Origin of the sequence: Oligosphaera ethanolica (genome assembly GCF_030814695.1) — a bacterium.
Taxonomy (GTDB): domain Bacteria; phylum Verrucomicrobiota; class Lentisphaeria; order Oligosphaerales; family Oligosphaeraceae; genus Oligosphaera; species Oligosphaera ethanolica.
This window is the reverse complement of sequence record NZ_JAUSVL010000001.1, coordinates 4,287,509-4,304,929: the sequence shown is the minus strand read 5'-3', so window position 1 is coordinate 4,304,929 and position 17,421 is coordinate 4,287,509. Positions and strand designations below refer to the sequence as shown.

The window sequence follows — 17,421 nt, the reverse complement described above, 5'->3', positions numbered from 1 at the left end:
CGACAGCAGCCCAGAACTGAGCAACGACCATGTCCATCATCAACGAAACCGAACGGCATTCCGTCAAAGGCCGCCTGGTGATCACCGGCATATACATCGCCCTGGTGATTGGCAGCCTGGCGATGGTCTTTCCCTTCATGATCACCGTCTGCGGCTCCATGAACAACCACTTTGACTTTGAGCGCCGCAGTCCCTACCCCCGCTTTCTCTTCAGCCGTGCAGACCGCTTCATGCGCACCCTCTGCACCTACTTTCCGGCTTCGCATCGTGCGTCCCTGCAGCAGCTGCGCAGCTACTTTCCGACCCTGCCGGAGACCTGGCAGATGTGGTCGCAGATTGGCGATGAAACCGCGCAGAGCGACCAGTGGGCAGCCGAGGTCCTCCAGCCCCTGGACGACCCGCAACAGCGCCAGTATATCGAAGCCGTCACCCGTGATTTCAACGACTTCTTCCGCGAGTGGCCCCTGGCGGAAACCGTCCTGGCCTACGACAACCGCTTCGTCGCCTCCTTCCTGCGCCAGCACTACGACTCGCTGGACGCGCTCAACAGCTCCTGGGAGATCTCCATCAACGACTTCTTCAAAGTGTCGGCTTCCGAGTGGAGCGGCGAGCCCATTGACCAGCACGGCTACTTTCCCATCCTCGACACGCGTTACCGCGATCTGCTGGCCTTCCGCGACGCCTACCGCGAGAACCGCTACTCGGGCTTCCTCAACCGCCAGCGCGAGCTCTCGGCCAGCTATCTGCGGCCGGCGGCGGTCGCCTACACCTGGGAGGAATATGCGGGCAAGGCTCTGGGCATCAGCGACGCAGTCGTCTTGCGCGAGCTGCCCTTCCCGGTGCCTGCCGACGCTCCGGCGGCCCTGCAGCAGGCCTGGCGCGGCTACCTGCTCGACCGCATGCCGCTGCGGCATATCGAGATTGACGTCACGGCGGAGCGCAGCGAACGCTATGTGCAGTTCATCCGCGAGCGCTTCCGCAACCTCGAGTATCTCAACCGCGTCATGCGCATGGACTATGAAGACTGGCAAGACCTCACGAGCTGGGAGCAGATCTCCCTCGGCCCGCAGGTACCGGAGGGCCCCATTGCCAAAATCTGGCTGGACTTTGTGCAGACGGAGGTGCCCGTGGGCGACTGGCGTCTGCGGGACAGCGTGCCCGAGATCGGCTTCCAGCGCTACGCCATGGTCAAGCACGGTAGCCTCGATGCCATCAACCGCGCCTACGGCCGCAGCTACGGCACGCTGGAGCAGCTGCGCATACCCTACGGCGAGGCGCTGCTGTCGTCCTTCCACCAGCATGAATGGGGCTACACCCTCTCGCAGATGACGGCCAGTTACCGCACCGTGCTGGACAACCTGTTCCGGCGCGGCCGCACGGTGGCCAACACGGTCATTCTAGTCGTACTGAGCATTGTCATCACCCTCACCGTCAATCCCTTGGCGGCCTACGCACTCAGCCGTTTCCGCATGCGCCAGAGCGAGAAGATCATCGTCTTCTGCCTGGCGACGATGGCGTTTCCGACGGCGGTCACCGCGATTCCGGGCTTTTTGCTGCTGCGCGACCTCAGTCTGCTCAACACCTTCGCGGCCCTAGTTCTGCCCGGCGCGGCCAATGGCATGACCATCTTCCTGCTCAAGGGCTTCTTTGATTCGCTGCCGCAGGAGCTCTTCGAGGCTGCCACCATTGACGGCGCTTCCGAGGTGCGCATTTTCTTCAACGTGTCCCTGCCGCTGGTGAAGCCCATCCTGGCAGTCAGTATGCTCAACGCCTTCATCGCGGCCTATAATGGCTGGGAATGGGCGATCATCGTCTGCCAGGACCCGCGCCTGTGGACCATGTCGGTGTGGACCTACCAGTTCTACCAAACTCTCAGTGGCGAGCCCTATACCGTCATGGCCGCGTTCATCATCAATTCCATACCCGTGCTCCTCGTCTTCCTTTTCTGCCAGAAGATCATCCTCCGCGGCATCATCCTCCCGCAGATGAAGTAAGGCCGATGGCGCGGGTAGGCCGGACAACAAGGGAGCTGTTCGGCACTTATATTTATAGCTTTGTCAAAGCACGCAGAATGCGTGGACATAGCAAGCTATAAAAGTAAGTTCCATTGCCCTTTCGCCCCCAGTCAGCTTCGCCGACTGGGGGCGAAAGGGCCGAGGAACACCAACATAGTTACCGGTTTACCCAGGGCGGCGCGCGCTTTCAGCGCGCTTGCCCTGGGCTGGTATGTTTCGCGCTTTCAGCGCTTCTGCCGCGTCGCGGCCAGGGGAATGCTGACCAGCGACGAGATTCGTACACAAGAGTGTTTGCACTGCAAAATGAATATGTAATTCGTAAGCTAGTCCATAATTTGATCATCCAACCGCCAGCACCCATAGGAGAAACACCCATGAAATTGTCCCTGTTCAGCGCCATCGTCCTCACGTTCGGCATCCTTGCCGCGTCGCCCCTGCGTGCCCAGGATGTCGACCTGGCCGCCATCGTCAAAAGCCAGGCCGAGCGGTCGAGCGTGTGGAGCCGCGTGCAGGCCTTGGCGCCGAACATGACGTCCCGCGAACTCTTCACCTACGCGCTGCTGCTTTGCGAAGCTCAGATCGACCTCGACCGCATCGACCGGCTTTTTGAGGTCGCCGCGCGCATGCAGGACCGCGATCCCGAGAGCCGCGGCTACGGCAACTTCCGTTGGAACTGGCGTGACGGCGCCGTCCTCGATTTCAATGCCGGCGATTTCTGCATGGAAAATGCCGCCGTCATCTGGATCAAACACCGCGAACTGCTCAGCGACAAGCAGCGGCAGGCCCTCAGCGAGCTAATCCACTACGCCATTGAGGGCTGCCTGCGCCACCGCGTGCCCGCAAGCTACACCAACATCGCCATCATGAATGCCCAGAACCTCATTCTCATGGGCGAAATGCTCGGACGCGACGACGTGCTCGCCGAAGGCCGCAAGCGCCTGGACGACTTTTGCGCCTACACGGCCACCAACGGCATCCATGAATACTGCAGCCCGACCTACGCCGGCGTCGATCTGATGTGCCTCCACCGCCTGCACACCTACTGCGTCACGCCGGCCGTGCGCGAGCAATGCGACGCGCTGCTGAGCGTCTTCTGGACCGACGCCATCGCCAACTGCTTTGCGCCGGCTTTCCGCCTCGGCGGCGCCCACAGCCGCGACTACGACTACCTCGGCGGCCGCGGTATTATCGACAGCTGGCTTGCCGCCGCCGGCTGTTTTGCTGATCCGAACCCGAACGCCACGCCGCCATTGCTGTGGCTGCAGAGCAGCTGGCGGCCCGCGCCAGCCTGGTTGCGCGAGCTCCAGTCGACACCGCGATTCGTCACTCAGGTATGGGGGCCCAGCAGCAACGAATACCGCGTCATGTGGGCCGGCAAGCACGTCGCCCTCAGCGTCGCCGGCAAGAACTACCACAACATGGACGCGCCGATGGTCGTGAACTTCGCCGGACCACAGCATCTTCCCCGTGGTTATTTCATCGCCGACGGCCGCCGCGACCCCTATGGCAAGAAGGTCATTCCCGAGGGCGCCGGTCCGCATCAGAAGACACTCCACCTCATGCCCAACTGGTACGCGGTTCAGGACGGCCAGGACGCCCTCGGCCTGGCGTTGCACCGGCAGGACGACAGCCGGAACTACCCGACCCTTGAATCCCATTTTGTGCTGCCCTACCCCTGTGACGAGCTCTTCATTGGCGACCGCGCGGTCGCGTTTGACGCCAAGGCGCCCCGAGCGTTGCCGGTCGCGCCAGGCGAGACCGTGGTTATCCGCCATGGTGGCGCGGCGGCGGCGATCCGCGTAGTCTGGGGCCAGAACACGGCTGGCGAGCCCGCGCCGGTGGCGCTCATCCACGACGGCAATCGTCACGGCGTCATCCGCCTCACCGTCGCCCACCACGACCAGTGGGGCATGCCCATTGGCACGAACGCGCCCGTCGGCGCCGCCTTCTGGGTCCGCGTCTTTGACCAGGCCGACGATGCCGACCTCTTCGCGCAGTGGTGCCAGGACTTTGCGGCCGCAGCCGCCGATGCGCGTTGTGATGGCGACAGCCTCGCGATCACGGCTAGTGCCGCCAGTGGCCAGGCGTTGCGTCTTCTCAGCTACAAGCCCTTTACGGCACTTGGCGGAGCCGAGCCCCTGCCGGAACGCGCCGTCCTTGCCGTCAATGGCCGCGACCTCGGCGGGGAATATCTGGCCGGCCTGCCGGCAGTCATCGCCTACAAGCAGCAGATTGCCGAAGCGCTCAAACGGCAAGAGGGCAACGCCATCACGGTCCTGCCCGACCGCGATACCACCTGGGAAGCGGAAGCCGCCGCAGTCTTCCCGAACATGGTCGCGGCCAAGGACGATCCGCAGGCATCCGGCAACGGCTACGTGTGGGGCCCCGGCGAACCCGGTGCCCGCGGAGGCGGTGGCGGTTATGTGCTACAGAACCTCCAGGTCGTCAAAGCCGGGCTGTACTACCTCTCCGCGCGCGTCATTGCGCCATCGCCTGAAGACGACTCGTTCTTCGTATCCGCCAGCGGCGAGAAGTTTTCCATCCTCGACCAGTTCACCTGGCATCTGCCGACGGTGAGCACGGACTGGTACTGGGCCATGGTTGCCGACAGCAGCAATCCCGACGGCATACCCATGCGGCTCCCCGAAGGCATGGTGACCCTGCGCGTGCAAGTCCGCGAAGACGGCGCCAAGATCGACCAGTTCCGGCTCTCGCCTGAACCCGGCCTGCACTAAGCCCGGGCACAAGTCAGCGGCCGCGTTGTCAAAGGTCTGCGTTGCCCCAACCGGCAACCTGGTAGTTATCTTGCCCCCCGCCAACCGGAGCAGCAGTCAGCCATGAGTTTCCGTCAGAGCATCGCGTCATCTCTCAGCAGCGGCTGGCGTTTTCTGCGCCGGCATGTGGCGACGCTGTGCTGGCTGGTGGTCACGCTGGCGCTGCTGGCGGCATTGGCTCTGGCCACGCTGCTGCCCCGCGCGGTCGAGCAAGTCGTCAACAAACTGGCGGCTGGACTCAGCGCCGACGGCGCCATTGACGTCACGGTCACGCGCATCGGCCTCTTCGGCAGCGATCTGTCCTGCCGCAGCAGCGGCGACGCGCATGACGGCCCGGACCGCATTGAGCACTACTTGAGCATCCCCAGCGTCCGCATCAGCTACCGGCCCCTGCAGCTCCTGCGCGGCCACCTCAACAGCATCGACATTGACGCCGCGCAGGCCGCCGTGCTCGTCAAGGACGGCCACGCCGAACTGCCTCTGCTCAAGCTGCTCAAGCGCGACGCCACGCCTGCTGCCACGCCGGCACCTCCCTTTGACCTGCCTGCCTTCTACGCATCGCTGCCCGTGCGCGTGGACACCATCCGCGTCAGCGGCGATGTCCTGGTCTGCACGCCCCACGAGATCATTCCTGTCGCCTGCCAGATCCTCCTCCAGACGCCGCCACCAGCGGCCGACGGGCCGGTGATTGCGTTCCAAGTGCAGTTGCGCCATTCCCGCAATGTCCTGCGCAGCACGGGCCGCGTCGACATTGCCGCCGCTCGGGTGGACGTCAGTGCGCAGTGGCAAGCCGACAGCGAAGCCATGCCGCTCAGCCTCCGCCGCCTGCTCCCCGCGCAGTGCGGGGTGACGCTCAGCGGCCAGGCAGACGTCGTTATCGCACTCGCCAGCATGGACCTGCAGGTCGTCAACGCGCAGCTCGCCTGCAAGGCCAATCTGGACCAACAGCGGGCCGAAATTAAGGCCATCGCCGCGCTGGCCATGAATACCCGGACCCGTGCGTTCAGCGCCCTGGACGCGCGCCTGGAGGGCATCGTTGACGTCACTGAGCAATCCCTCGTCGTCCAATGCCAGCCGGTCATCACTGCCAAACTCCAGGCCGATCAGCAGGTCGCGATCAACATCAGTGGCGTCAGCGCCGACATCGCCGGCGCGAAACTCGCCATCACCCGCATCGACGCCGTTGGTGACAGCGCCGGCAAGGCCGCCCAAGGCAGCATCCTGGCCGCCATCAACGACCAGTCGCTGCCGACCCTGGCTTTCGCCGTCACCCGCGACCAGGGCGCCATTGCCATCGACCTCAGCAGCGCCAGCGAAGCCGCTGCCGCTGCCACGCCGCCGGCGCCGCCGCTGTCCTGGCGGATCGCGGGCTACGACCTGAGACTGTCCGCCCCGGCCATCAGTGCGCAGGCGCGGCTCAACGATGGCGGGCATTGCCAGCTGAGCCTGTCGTGCCAGGATCTGCGCGTCGCCAACGACGAGTTCCGCTCCGCCATGAGCGCCGACAGCGTGGCCATCCACGCCGAGGCGCAGCTCGGCGACAGCATCGACTACCAGCTGGCCATGGAATGCGGTGACCTCACGTTGACGCGCGACGACATTCAGGCCGGCATGAGCGCCGCCACCGTGGATATCAGCGGCAGCGGCAGCGACGCCACGGCGCGCGTGCTGCTCAGCGCGCTGTCCGCGCAGTGCCCCCCGGGCGTTCAGGCCGCCATCGGCGCCTGCAGCGTCGAGCTTAGCGCCAATGGCCCGGATGTCCAGGCGGTGGTCCGCGTCAACGACGGCCGCGTTGCCATGCCCGAGCGGGATTTCTCCGCGCAATTCACGTTGGAATGGCCGTTGTTGTGGCCGCCGCCGGCTACTGCCGCGCCAGTCGGCGTCTTCCACGTCAGCGACTGCCGGATCGGCCAGGAGTCCCTCGGCGCCATGGATGGCACGGCCACCCTCAGCCAAGCGGGGCTGGCGATCGCGGCTGACGCGTCGTTGCGTGGCCTGACGGCGACCCTCATGGCCGACATCGCGCCTTTCCCAGCCGCCGATGTCACGCTACGCGCTGCGTTCACCTTGCCGGAACAGCCCCTGCCGCCAGGCATTCTGCCGGTGTCGCTCGTGCCCCAGCTGGCGGACTTCAGCATCGACGGCAAGATCGCTGGCGACGCCGCTTTCAGCATGGCCGCCGGCAAACAGCAAGGCAAGGCCATATTCAGCCTCAGCGATGGCGTCGTGGCCAACCCCAGGCAGAAGCTCACGGTCAGCGGCCTGAAACTGTCCTTCGCCCTGCCGGACTTGCCGACCTTGCGCAGCGCCGGCAATCAGCAGGCGTCTTTCCAAGAGCTCAACGTGGGCAAAATAGCCATCAGCAATGGCCGTTTGCGTTTTGGCATGGAACGGCCGGACTCCTGGCTGGTCGAAAACCTCAGTTTCAAATGGTGCGATGGCCGCATCAGGCTGGACTCGACCCGTTTCTCGCCGGAGACCAAACGGCCCCGCCTCACCCTCACTTGCGACCGGGTCAAGCTTGGCGCCCTGCTTGAGCAGCTTGGCGTCGGCCAGGACCAAGGCGAAGGCCGCATCAGCGGGACCATACCGGTTGTGCTCACGGAACACGGGCCGCGCTTCCGGGATGCGTTCCTCTATTCGACACCAGGCGAAACCGGCATGATCAGACTGCGGCCGGCCGGCACCCTCAGCGCCATGGCTGCGGCATCAGACCAGCTGTCGCTGGCCCTGGATGCCCTCTCGGATTACAGCTACTCGTGGGTAAGACTCTCTCTCGACAGCGACAAGGACATGCTCAAACTTAAACTCGAAACCGACGGCAAACCCACGCAACCGCTCTACTACGCGCCCAAGGATGGCAACATCGTCCGCTCCGCCGTCGCCAGCATCTTCCAGGGACTGCAACTCAACGCCAACTTCAACATCCCCCTTGAAAAAAGCACCGAATTGTTCCAGAATTTCAACCAGCTCTTCAAACAACAGTAACAATCACAACGTAGAAAGGCCCGCATGAACGCACGTAAACTCACCCAATTGGCATTGCTCGCCGGGGGCATCGCCCTCACCGGCTGCATCAAAACCAAGCACGAAATCCAAACCCAAAGCGAAATCAAACCCATCGAAATCAAGCCCATTCACATCACCATCGATGTCAATGTCAAAGTAGACCGCGCCCTTGATGACTTCTTTGGTGATATCGACAAAAATGCCCAAAAATGACCGACACGCGCTAATGAATATCCTTAATAACCTCAATAACAAGGAGTTGCAGCCATGAAAAAAATGCTCATCGTTTTCGCCGTTCTGATGCTTGCCCTGCCGGCCTTCCTGCCCGTCGCCAGCGCCCAGGACGCCGCGACCATCAAGCAGAATATGATCAACCGCCTGCCCGCCATCGCCGCCATGAAAAGCAAGGGCCTCGCCGGCGAAGACAACCGCGGCTACCTAGCGGCCGTGTCCAGCCAACTCAGCGCCGCCGACCAGGCCGTCATCGACGCCGAAAACGCCGACCGCAAGGTCGTCTACGAAGCCATCGCCCAAAAAACCGGCGCCACCGCCGATCTCGTCGGCAAACAACGCGCCAAACAACTCGCCGAACAGGCCGCCGCCGGCGAATACATTATGGACGAAAACGGCACCTGGAAGAAAAAATAACGCGCGGGCTGTAATCGGCAGTCGGCGGTCTTTGTCCTTCTCTCGCGGACAGATCAGCTGTCTTTTGTCTTCTCTCGCGGACGGATCGGACCGATCGGACCGATCGGACCGATCAGGTCGTCGGATCAGCTGTCTTTTGCCTTCTCTCGCGGACGGATCGGACCGATCGGACCGATCGGACCGATCAGGTCGTCCGATCAGTCCGATCAGTCGGATCAGTCCGATGATTAGTCTACCCAACTCACCCCAAAACGATCATCCACCATGCCAAGCCCCCTTGCCGCCCTTAGCAAAAACGAGCTCCTTGCCTTAGTCGAATGCCTTGCCAAGAACATGGTCGCTCTCGACGGCGTGTGGTTCCAGGCCTGCGAAAAAAGCGACGGCATGGACAAAGCCATGGTGTTGGACGAGGCGGTCTGGAACCGCTTTGCGTTCCTGGAGGCGCGGCGTTTCAAGGCCTTTCTGAAACTGCCCGAGCTGCCCGGCCTGGCCGGCCTGCGTCAGGCGTTGCCGCTCCATTTCAACTCCATTGTCAACGAAGCGGAAATGGTCGACGACGCAGACGGCGCGCTCGTTTTCCGCACCATCACCTGCCGGGTGCAGCAGGCGCGCAGCCGCCAGAACATGCCCTGGCATCCCTGCCGGCCCGTCGGCCTGGCCGAATACAGTGCTTTCGCGCGCGGCATCGACGAACGCATCCGCTGCGAGGCCATCAGCTGCTACCCCGTGATCACCGACAGCAGCTGCGCCTGCTCATGGCGCTTCACGCTGGCCGCCAACAACTCAGTCACCAGCGCGGAACATCCCGCAGAGGCTCGTCCATGACCAGGCGTCACCCTGCCGGCTTAGCCACCATTTTCGCCCTCAGCGTCCTCGGCGTCCTCGGCACGGTCCTCGCCACGCCCGCCCGTGCCCAGAGCTGGCAGCGTGCGCACTACCAGCTCCACGCCCAGGGCGGTGACCTCGTCTTGGCCGACGGCAAGGGCCGGCCGCTGGCCGTAATCGGCGACCTCCATGTCGGCTGGGGCGCACCGCAGCTTTTTCGCCCCACGCAAGTCCGCGCAATCGCCGACGGGCGCCTCCAGGTGGACTACGTCGTCGAAAATGACACCACTGCCAACGCGGCCTTTTCGGCCGAATACGAGCTGGGCGATGCCGTCATCCGCGCCGATTACCGCTTGCGCTTGCCACCGGCGGTAAAGGCCGGCGGCGCCATGCTGCAATTTTCGCCGGCCGAGGGCGCCGAGCACCGCAACGTCCTCAAGGCCGGCCGCTGGCAGCACGCCGCCAGCGCTGGCGGCAGCGACTTTGAAATCTACGACGGCTACTTCCGCGTCATCGGCAGCGGTGACAGCTGCGCAATGATGGCCATTCACGGCAATGCCCTGTGGCGCAACGATCGCCGCCAGCACCTCACGTTCACGCCCGACGGTGAGCCCGGCAACTACAGCGGCCGTGCCGAATATGTGGTTGCCCCGACGGCCATGCCGGCGCTCGCCCCGGCCGTGCTCAACAATCGTCCTTACGCCATCGTGCTGAGCACGCCCAGGCCCTTCAACTGCTTTGCGCCGGCAGACGGCCTGGCGCCTTTCGACGTCACCGTCGGCGCCACGCACGCCGGCACGGCTATCCTCGCCGTGCAAGTGCGGGATTTCGACGGCCGAGTCGTCCTCCAGGAGCAACGCGACCTGACCTTTGCCGAGCGCGCAATTCGCCGCGAGGCCTTCGTGTTGCCCATCGCCGAAGTCCAGCGCGGCATCTTCTTCGTCAGCGCCAGCATCCGCGACCAGGACCGCGAGCTCGTTTTTGCGCGCACGACCATCGCCGTCCTGCCGCCGCATGACTTCAGCGGCGACGAACGCAGCATCTTCGGCATCGCGGCCTTCTTCAACGAGCCCAGCCGCGACGACGCCCTGGCCATGCTCAAGCGCCTCGGCGTCCGCTATGTCCGCCAGGGAGATAACCGCTATGCGCCAGACGGCATCACTTTCTTCGGCCATACCAGCCTGCGGCCCGATTGCAAACCCGAAAACATGGACGCCGCCATCCAGAAGCTCGCCGCCGCCGTCATTGAGCGCCAGAATCCCGTCTACGAATTCTGCAACGAGTGGAACATGGCCGCGCTCAACAAGGCACCCGAGGAAGCCACAAAGATGCGTCGCGAGCGCGCCGAGCTCTACACCGAGGCGCTCAAACGCCTCCGCGCCATCCGCACCGCCGCTGGTGCCGACTTCAAGATCGTCAGCGTCGGCATTGCCGGTGCCGACCTGGATTTTCTGCGCGCCCTCCACGATGCCGGCGCCCTCGCGCTTCTCGACGGCATCGCCCTGCATCCCGGCCGCGGCAATGTCACCGCCGATGCCGCCTTCGGCTTCTGGAATTACTTCGGCAGCGTCCGCGTCTTTCAAGACGCCATCCGCGAGCTCTGCCCGCCGGGCGCGCCCCTGCCGCTCTACCTAACCGAGGTCTACGCCTGCACCCACGCCAACAACTGGTGGAAGGACTCTTGCCGCGCCGCCGCCGAAAACACCGTCATCAGCTACGCCCTGGCCATGGCCGCCGGCGCCCGCCAGACCTTCTTCTACCAGTTCAATGACGGCACCCACTTCGATATCGGTGGCGTCCGCGAAAACGACTCCGAATACAGCTATGGCCTCGTCCGCCGCGACGGCTCGCTGAAGGCCGCCGCCCTGGCCTACGCCGCCATCGCCGAGGCCCTCGACCAGGCCGAGTTCAGCAGCTATCACCGCCCCGGTGGCGACGACGAAAGCGTCAATCCCCCCGCAGCGCCCGACAGCAACCTCCACGTCGTTCGCTTCGCCACGCCACGCGGCCCTCTCGCCATTCTCTGGGACCGCAGCGAGGGCTATGTCCAAAGCCAGCGCGATGACGCGCTGCATCACCGCGAAGCATGGGTGCCGCACTGGACAAAAAGCACCACGGTCACCCTGCCCTGCGCCGGCGACAACGCCACCGTCATTGACGTCATCGGCCGCAGCCGCCGCGTCAGCGCCGTCAATGGCGCCATCACCATCGCCATCTCCGGCGAGCCCGTCATGATCTACGGCCTGGATGAAAACACCGCCACCGCCCCCTGAGCCGTCGGCGACATGGCAGCCGCAGGTGACGCCGGCAACAACAACCGAATTGCATTTCCATTGCGAAAAGTGCAATTATCTTTTCACATCAGGTTGTTTTTTGCTATACCATTGGTTGTTTTTTGCCATATGGTTAGTATTTTAATCCATCACCCACACTGGAGCTGCCAACACGCAAGCGAGACCTCGCTGCCACCTGGCTTCCGCTGCTGGCGACACCGTGCCCGATTTCATCAGCGCAATCGCAATAATAGCACTTGGCGTCTCGTGCGCCGACAATTAGGAGGAGCACCATTATATGGGCAAATTATTCGGCACCGACGGCATTCGTGGCAAGGCCAACTGTTATCCCATCACTCCTGAAATCGCCTTGACCCTCGGCAAAGCCATCGCGCACGTCTTCGGCGCCTCCGGCCACGGCGAGCGCAAGGCCGTCATCGGCAAGGATACGCGTCTGTCGGGCTATATGCTTGAAGCCGCGCTCACCAGCGGGCTGCTCAGCAAAGGCATGGACGCCATCGGCGTCGGCCCCATGCCCACGCCGGCCGTCGCCCACCTGACCAAATCCTTCAATGCCTCCTGCGGCATCATGATCACGGCTTCCCACAATCCCGCTGAGGACAACGGCATCAAAATCTTCAGCGCCGACGGCTTCAAGCTCCCCGACAGCATTGAAGAGCAGATTGAGGATTTTATCAACACGAACGCGCCTTCGCCGGCGCATGCCACGCCCGACCCCATCGGCAAGGCCTTCCGCATTGACGACGCTCGCGGCCGCTACATCGAATTTGCCAAGGCATCGGTCAAGAACCAGAGCCTGCGTGGTCTGAAAGTCGTGCTGGACTGCGCCAATGGCGCCGCCTATTCGCTGGCACCGCTCATCTTCAGGGAACTGGGCGCAGAAGTGCTTAGCTACGCCGTGACCCCCGACGGCACCAACATCAACCAGAACTGCGGCGCCATGCATCCCGAGAGCATCGCTGAGATTGTCCGCCAGCACGGCGCCGATGTCGGCATCACCCTCGACGGCGATGCCGACCGCATCATCTTTCTCGACGCCAGCGGCAATGTGGTCAACGGCGATCGCATCCTCGGTCTCTGCGCCATTGACATGTTCAGCCGCAGGCGCCTGGCCAATGACACGCTGGTTGTCACCAGCATGAGCAACCTGGGCCTGCACAAAGCCATGGCTGACCGTGGCATCCGCACCGTCACCACCGCCGTCGGTGACCGCTATGTCATCGAATGCATGCGCGAAAACGGCTACAACCTCGGCGGCGAGCAGTCCGGCCATATCATTTTCATGGACTATGTGACTACTGGCGACGGCATCATCACCGCGCTGCATGTGCTCAAGCAGATGATCGTTGCCGGCAAGAGCCTGCGCGAACTGGCCGACTTCATGCTGGAATATCCCCAGCAGCTCAAGAGCATCAAGGTCAACGAAAAGAAGCCAATTGAGAATGTCCCGGCCCTGCGCGACGCCATTCGCGACTGCGAGGACGCCCTCGGCGAGCGCGGCCGCACCGTCGTGCGCTACTCCGGCACCGAAAACAAGATCCGCGTCCTGGTGGAAGCCGAAACCGGCGCCATGGTTGAGCAGTGGACCAGCCATCTCTGCAACGTCATTGAACGGGAGCTCTGCTCATGAAACTAGAGATCCGCGACGGCGGCAAGCCCAGCGAACTCCTGCCCTTGTCCTGCAGTTTCGCGCTGCAGGACCTCCCGGTGGCGGGCATCAGCATCAAAGAACGGCTGGAACAGCGTTTCCAGCAGGCCGCCGTCAGCCAGAAAACGCCTCTGCACCTCAGCATCCACCCATCGCTCTGGCCTTCGGACGCGCTGCTCCGCCAGCTTGCCGGCTGCGTCACGCCCTTCCGGCTCTGTGCCGCCGACGGCCAAGTCCTCGCCTGGGGCAGCCGCGACGGCAAGGAACCCGACGGCGACAGCAATGCGCTCGTCGGCGATGACGACGAGCTGCTCATCCGCTACCCCTGGGACTTTCTGCGGCTCTGCGAAATCGTCGTCGGCGCCCTCAGCAGTGACCACATCCTCGGCACCGTCCGCGAGCGCGTCACCATCGACGGCGTGCTTGAGCTCGGCGAAGGCTCCGTTATCCTCCCCGGCGTCTACATCGAGGGCAAGGTCGTCGTCGGCAAAAACGCCAAGATTGGCCCAAACTGCTATATCCGCGGCACCACCTACATCGGCGACAACTGCCACGTCGGCCAGGCCGTGGAAATCAAGAACAGCATGCTGATGGAAAAAGTCGCCGCCGGCCATCTCAGCTACATCGGCGACAGCGTCGTCGGCCCCCGCACTAATTTCGGCGCCGGCACCATCACGGCGAACTTCCGCCATGACGGCAAAAACCACCGCTCAATGGTCTGCGGTAAGCTGCTTGACACCGGCCGACGCAAATTCGGCGCCATCATCGGCGCCGATGTCCACACCGGCATCCACACCGCCATCTATCCCGGCCGAAAACTCTGGCCGGGCGTTTCTACCCGCCCCGGCGATGTGGTGCAATACGACCTCCACCCCGAAGAATAAGCCCCAGTGGACCCGGTGGACCCGGTGGCCCCGGTGGACCCGGTGGACTGATTCGTTCCTCAGTCGTAAGGGCGGTCGTGAGGGCGGGCTTGTAGACTGCCCCGACAGACGATGCCAGCAAACGGAGCCTCGCCGGCCTGGCGAGCCAACTGTAACGCGCCTGTCACCCGATCGTGAGGGCGCCGCTCTGTTGGCGGCTCGGGCGCCATGAAGGGCGCCGCTCTGTTGGCGGCTCGGGCACCATGAAGGGCGGGCTCTGTTGGCGGCTCGGGCACCAATGGAAGGGCGGGCTCTGTTGGCGGCTCGGGCACCAATGGAAGGGCGGGCTCTGTTGGCGGCTCGGGCGCCCTGGAAGGGCGCCATCACCGTAGCCCCGGGCGAAGCCCGGGGGAAGGATTGTCCCCTCACGAGAATGCCCTGAAAGGGCATCTCAAAACCACCGTAACCCTTCACGCCTTGGTGCCCTTGGGTGCACCTTGCCGCTCCACCACGCGTCCTCCCAGGCCAATAATGGCGGGCGGTCATTCGTAGTGTTTTCAGCTATTGGCCGCATAATCCCCTGCACAGCTCTTACCCGGAGAATCCCATGTCCACATCCGTCCTCGCATCTGCCCTATTCCGTCCACACCGGCCCGTCCTTGCCTTGACGCTCGGCCTGGCTTTGGCCGGCACGGCCTACAGTCAGCCCATACCCGCAACCCATGACCAGAAACCGGGAGAAAAGCCCATGACCGCCCCGAAAGCCATCGTCCTCAAAGTCAACGGCGTTGTCAGCTACAGCGATTTCGGCGCCAAAGGCGACGGCACCAGCGACGATGGCGCCGCCATTGCCGCTGCACACAAATACGCCAATGAGCACGGCCTACCGGTCAAGGCCGATGACGGCATGGCTTTCTACATCGGCAGCAGCAAACGCACCATTACCATCGAAACCGACACCGACTTCGGTACCGCCAAATTCATCATCGACGACAGCAAAGTCGAGGTCAAAGATCGCGGCGCCAACGTCTTTCAGATCAACTCGCAACTCAAGGCCTTCACGCCCGAGGGCGTCAGCAGCCTCAAACGCAACCAGGCCAACATCGGCATCAGCCTGCCCGGCGACTGCCTTGTTGTCGCCAACAACGCCAAGGTCAAGCGCTACATCCGCTACGGCCTGAACCAGAATAACGGCTCGGCCCAGACGGACATCTTCCTGGTGGACAAGGACGGCAATGTCGATCCCAACACACCCATCATCTGGGATTTTGACGAGATCACGTCCATCTCCGCCCTGCCGCTGGACAACGATCAGCTCACGGTCCGCGGCGGCCATTTCACCACTATCGCCAACCAGGCGGAGTCCAAATACACCTATTACGGGCGCGGCATTGCCGTCCGCCGCTCCAATGTGCTGATCGAGAAGCTCCGGCACGACATCACTGGCGAGGGGGAGCACGGCGCCCCCTACGGCGGCTTTCTGAACATCGGCAACTGCGCCAATGTGATCGTACGCGACACCGTCCTGACCGGCCACAAGACCTACCGGACCATCGGCTCGGCCGGCAAGCCGGTCAGCATGGGCACCTACGACATCAGCGCCAACCGCGCGCTCAACGTGTCCTTCATCAACTGTTCGCAGACCAACGACATCAACGACCGGCGCTACTGGGGCATCCTCGGCTCCAACTACTGCAAAAATCTCACCTACGACGGCTGCACCTTCTCGCGCTTCGACGCGCACATGGGCGTGGCCAACGCCACCATCCGCAACTCCACCATGGGCCACGCCGGCGTCAACGCCATCGGCTGCGGCACCTTCACCATCGAAAACAGCACCATCAATGGCTGGACTTTCATCAGTCTGCGTTCAGACTACGGCAGCACCTGGCAGGGCGAATTCATCATCCGCAACTGCGTCTTCATACCCGCTGGCGGCGCCAAAGCCGCCGCGACCATCTTCGGCGGCGCCTACTCCGGCATGCACGACTTTGGTTATACCTGCTACATGCCCGAACGCGTCGTCATCGACGGCCTGCATATCAAAGACGGCAATGCACCCGAAAACTACGCCGGACCAGCCATCTTCGGTAACTTCAATCCCAAAAATACCAGCAGCGACTACGTGGAAAAATTCCCCTACGTAATCACCAAGGAAGTCGTCGTCAAAGGCGTCCGCAGCGACAGTGGCAAAGCCCTGCGCGTGAGCGACAACACCCACATGTTCCGCAATGTCAAACTCACCGTCCTCGACGCAGAAAAATAATCCCCATTTCGAGACGCCTCGTGATCTATCCAGCCCCGCCGCCGCCGTGCCGGGGCTTTTTTATGCTCTGCTCACGATTTCTCTTGTGGTCTTCGACGATTTTTTGTATACTTTGCCCAGCACAATTTTACTTGCATAAGCGCGTTTGTCATGTCAGCCTTCCCAACATGACTTTTCACACCAACCGTACCACCGAACGGCCCATGCTATCAGAAAGGAAACTCCCGATGAACAAGCTCCGCGGACGTCATTTCACCCTCATCGAACTGCTGGTCGTGATTGCGATTATCGCCATCTTGGCGGCAATGCTGCTGCCGGCTTTGAGCAAAGCCCGCGAGAAGGCCCGCGCGATCTCCTGCACCTCGAATCTGAAACAGATCGGCTTGGGCTGCCGCATGTATTTTGACGACTATCCCAGCGGCATGACCCACCGCGTCTACTGGGTCGCCACCATCGTTTGGCCCGACGGCGTGCAGCGCAGCATGGCCGCGGCAAACTACATGGACCCCAACGTCGTGACTTGGCGCGAACAGATATACGCCAATGTTGGCGACATCAAGAGCTTCAACTGCCCGTCGGCGACCAAAAACGCCTACAAGGGCGCGCCCAACGACAAATGGCAGGGCCATTACACCTTCAATGCCGGCTGCTTGAATATCGCCGACTCGGCTTACGTTAGCCCCAGCACCACCGCATTAATCCTGGAGAGCACTGACGACTTAGGTTCAACCCCTACCTACTACGTCGACAGCTACACCAAGACCAGCGCACCGACTACCAGCATGCGCATATATGGCCGCCATAACGGCAGCTTGAACGTCACCTTCGCTGATGGCCATGTCGGCGCCGTCAAACAAATTTCCATACCCTCCTACAGCAACAGCAGCAGCCGTTTCTGGAGCCCCACCTACACCGGCACCGCCGATTAAACGCGGTAAATAGCTAAACGCCATAAATACAGCAGCGCCGGCGGGCACCACTCATGCCCGCCGGCGCTTTTTTTCGCCCCACGGCATGCCGTGGGGCTACCGAATAGCAGCATTGCCCCGGAGTGCCGGACGGCCTGCCGCACCGCGCCG

The 17,421-nt window shown here is 63.0% G+C and carries 11 protein-coding genes; all 11 read left to right on the top strand.

What is annotated here, in order from left to right:
• Positions 1–29: 29 nt before the first annotated feature.
• The 11 genes from J3R75_RS15030 (at position 30) to J3R75_RS14980 (ending at position 17,271) form a co-directional block, all read left to right on the top strand.
• Positions 30–1,994 (top strand): carbohydrate ABC transporter permease, encoded by a 1,965-nt coding sequence (locus tag J3R75_RS15030; RefSeq protein ID WP_307263138.1) that lies wholly within the window; start codon positions 30–32, stop codon positions 1,992–1,994.
• 395 nt (positions 1,995–2,389) lie between these two features.
• Positions 2,390–4,750 carry a DUF8769 domain-containing protein gene (locus J3R75_RS15025; RefSeq protein ID WP_307263136.1) on the top strand — a complete coding sequence of 787 codons (2,361 nt, stop codon included), beginning with the start codon at positions 2,390–2,392 and terminating at the stop codon, positions 4,748–4,750.
• Between the two features lie 102 nt (positions 4,751–4,852).
• A complete protein-coding gene (locus J3R75_RS15020; RefSeq protein WP_307263134.1) occupies positions 4,853–7,777 on the top strand; it encodes an intermembrane phospholipid transport protein YdbH family protein in 2,925 nt (974 codons plus the stop codon).
• 24 nt (positions 7,778–7,801) lie between these two features.
• The gene (locus J3R75_RS15015) at positions 7,802–8,011 is read left to right on the top strand and encodes a hypothetical protein (RefSeq protein ID WP_307263129.1); all 210 of its coding nucleotides are present in this window, start codon (positions 7,802–7,804) and stop codon (positions 8,009–8,011) included.
• Positions 8,012–8,065: 54 nt separating this feature from the next.
• Positions 8,066–8,446: a YdbL family probable chaperone protein gene (locus tag J3R75_RS15010; RefSeq protein ID WP_307263127.1), complete on the top strand. Its 381-nt coding sequence runs from the start codon at positions 8,066–8,068 to the stop codon at positions 8,444–8,446.
• A 264-nt stretch (positions 8,447–8,710) separates the two neighbouring features.
• Entirely contained in the window at positions 8,711–9,271 is a 561-nt protein-coding gene (locus J3R75_RS15005) for a DUF6125 family protein (RefSeq protein WP_307263125.1), read from the top strand.
• Entirely contained in the window at positions 9,268–11,544 is a 2,277-nt protein-coding gene (locus J3R75_RS15000) for a hypothetical protein (protein WP_307263122.1), read from the top strand. Before J3R75_RS15005 ends, J3R75_RS15000 begins: the two co-directional genes overlap by 4 nt.
• Positions 11,545–11,842: 298 nt before the next feature.
• On the top strand, positions 11,843–13,195 hold the full coding sequence (glmM, locus tag J3R75_RS14995) for a phosphoglucosamine mutase (protein ID WP_307263119.1): 1,353 nt from the start codon (positions 11,843–11,845) through the stop codon (positions 13,193–13,195).
• Positions 13,192–14,097, top strand: a complete 906-nt coding sequence (locus J3R75_RS14990) for a hypothetical protein (RefSeq protein ID WP_307263116.1) — start codon at positions 13,192–13,194, stop codon at positions 14,095–14,097. The genes glmM and J3R75_RS14990 overlap by 4 nt, the downstream gene beginning before the upstream one ends.
• Positions 14,098–14,683: 586 nt before the next feature.
• Complete coding sequence (locus J3R75_RS14985) at positions 14,684–16,342, top strand: hypothetical protein (RefSeq protein ID WP_307263114.1); 1,659 nt, start codon at positions 14,684–14,686, stop codon at positions 16,340–16,342.
• Between the two features lie 227 nt (positions 16,343–16,569).
• Positions 16,570–17,271 (top strand): DUF1559 family PulG-like putative transporter, encoded by a 702-nt coding sequence (locus J3R75_RS14980; RefSeq protein ID WP_307263112.1) that lies wholly within the window; start codon positions 16,570–16,572, stop codon positions 17,269–17,271.
• Positions 17,272–17,421: the final 150 nt, after the last annotated feature.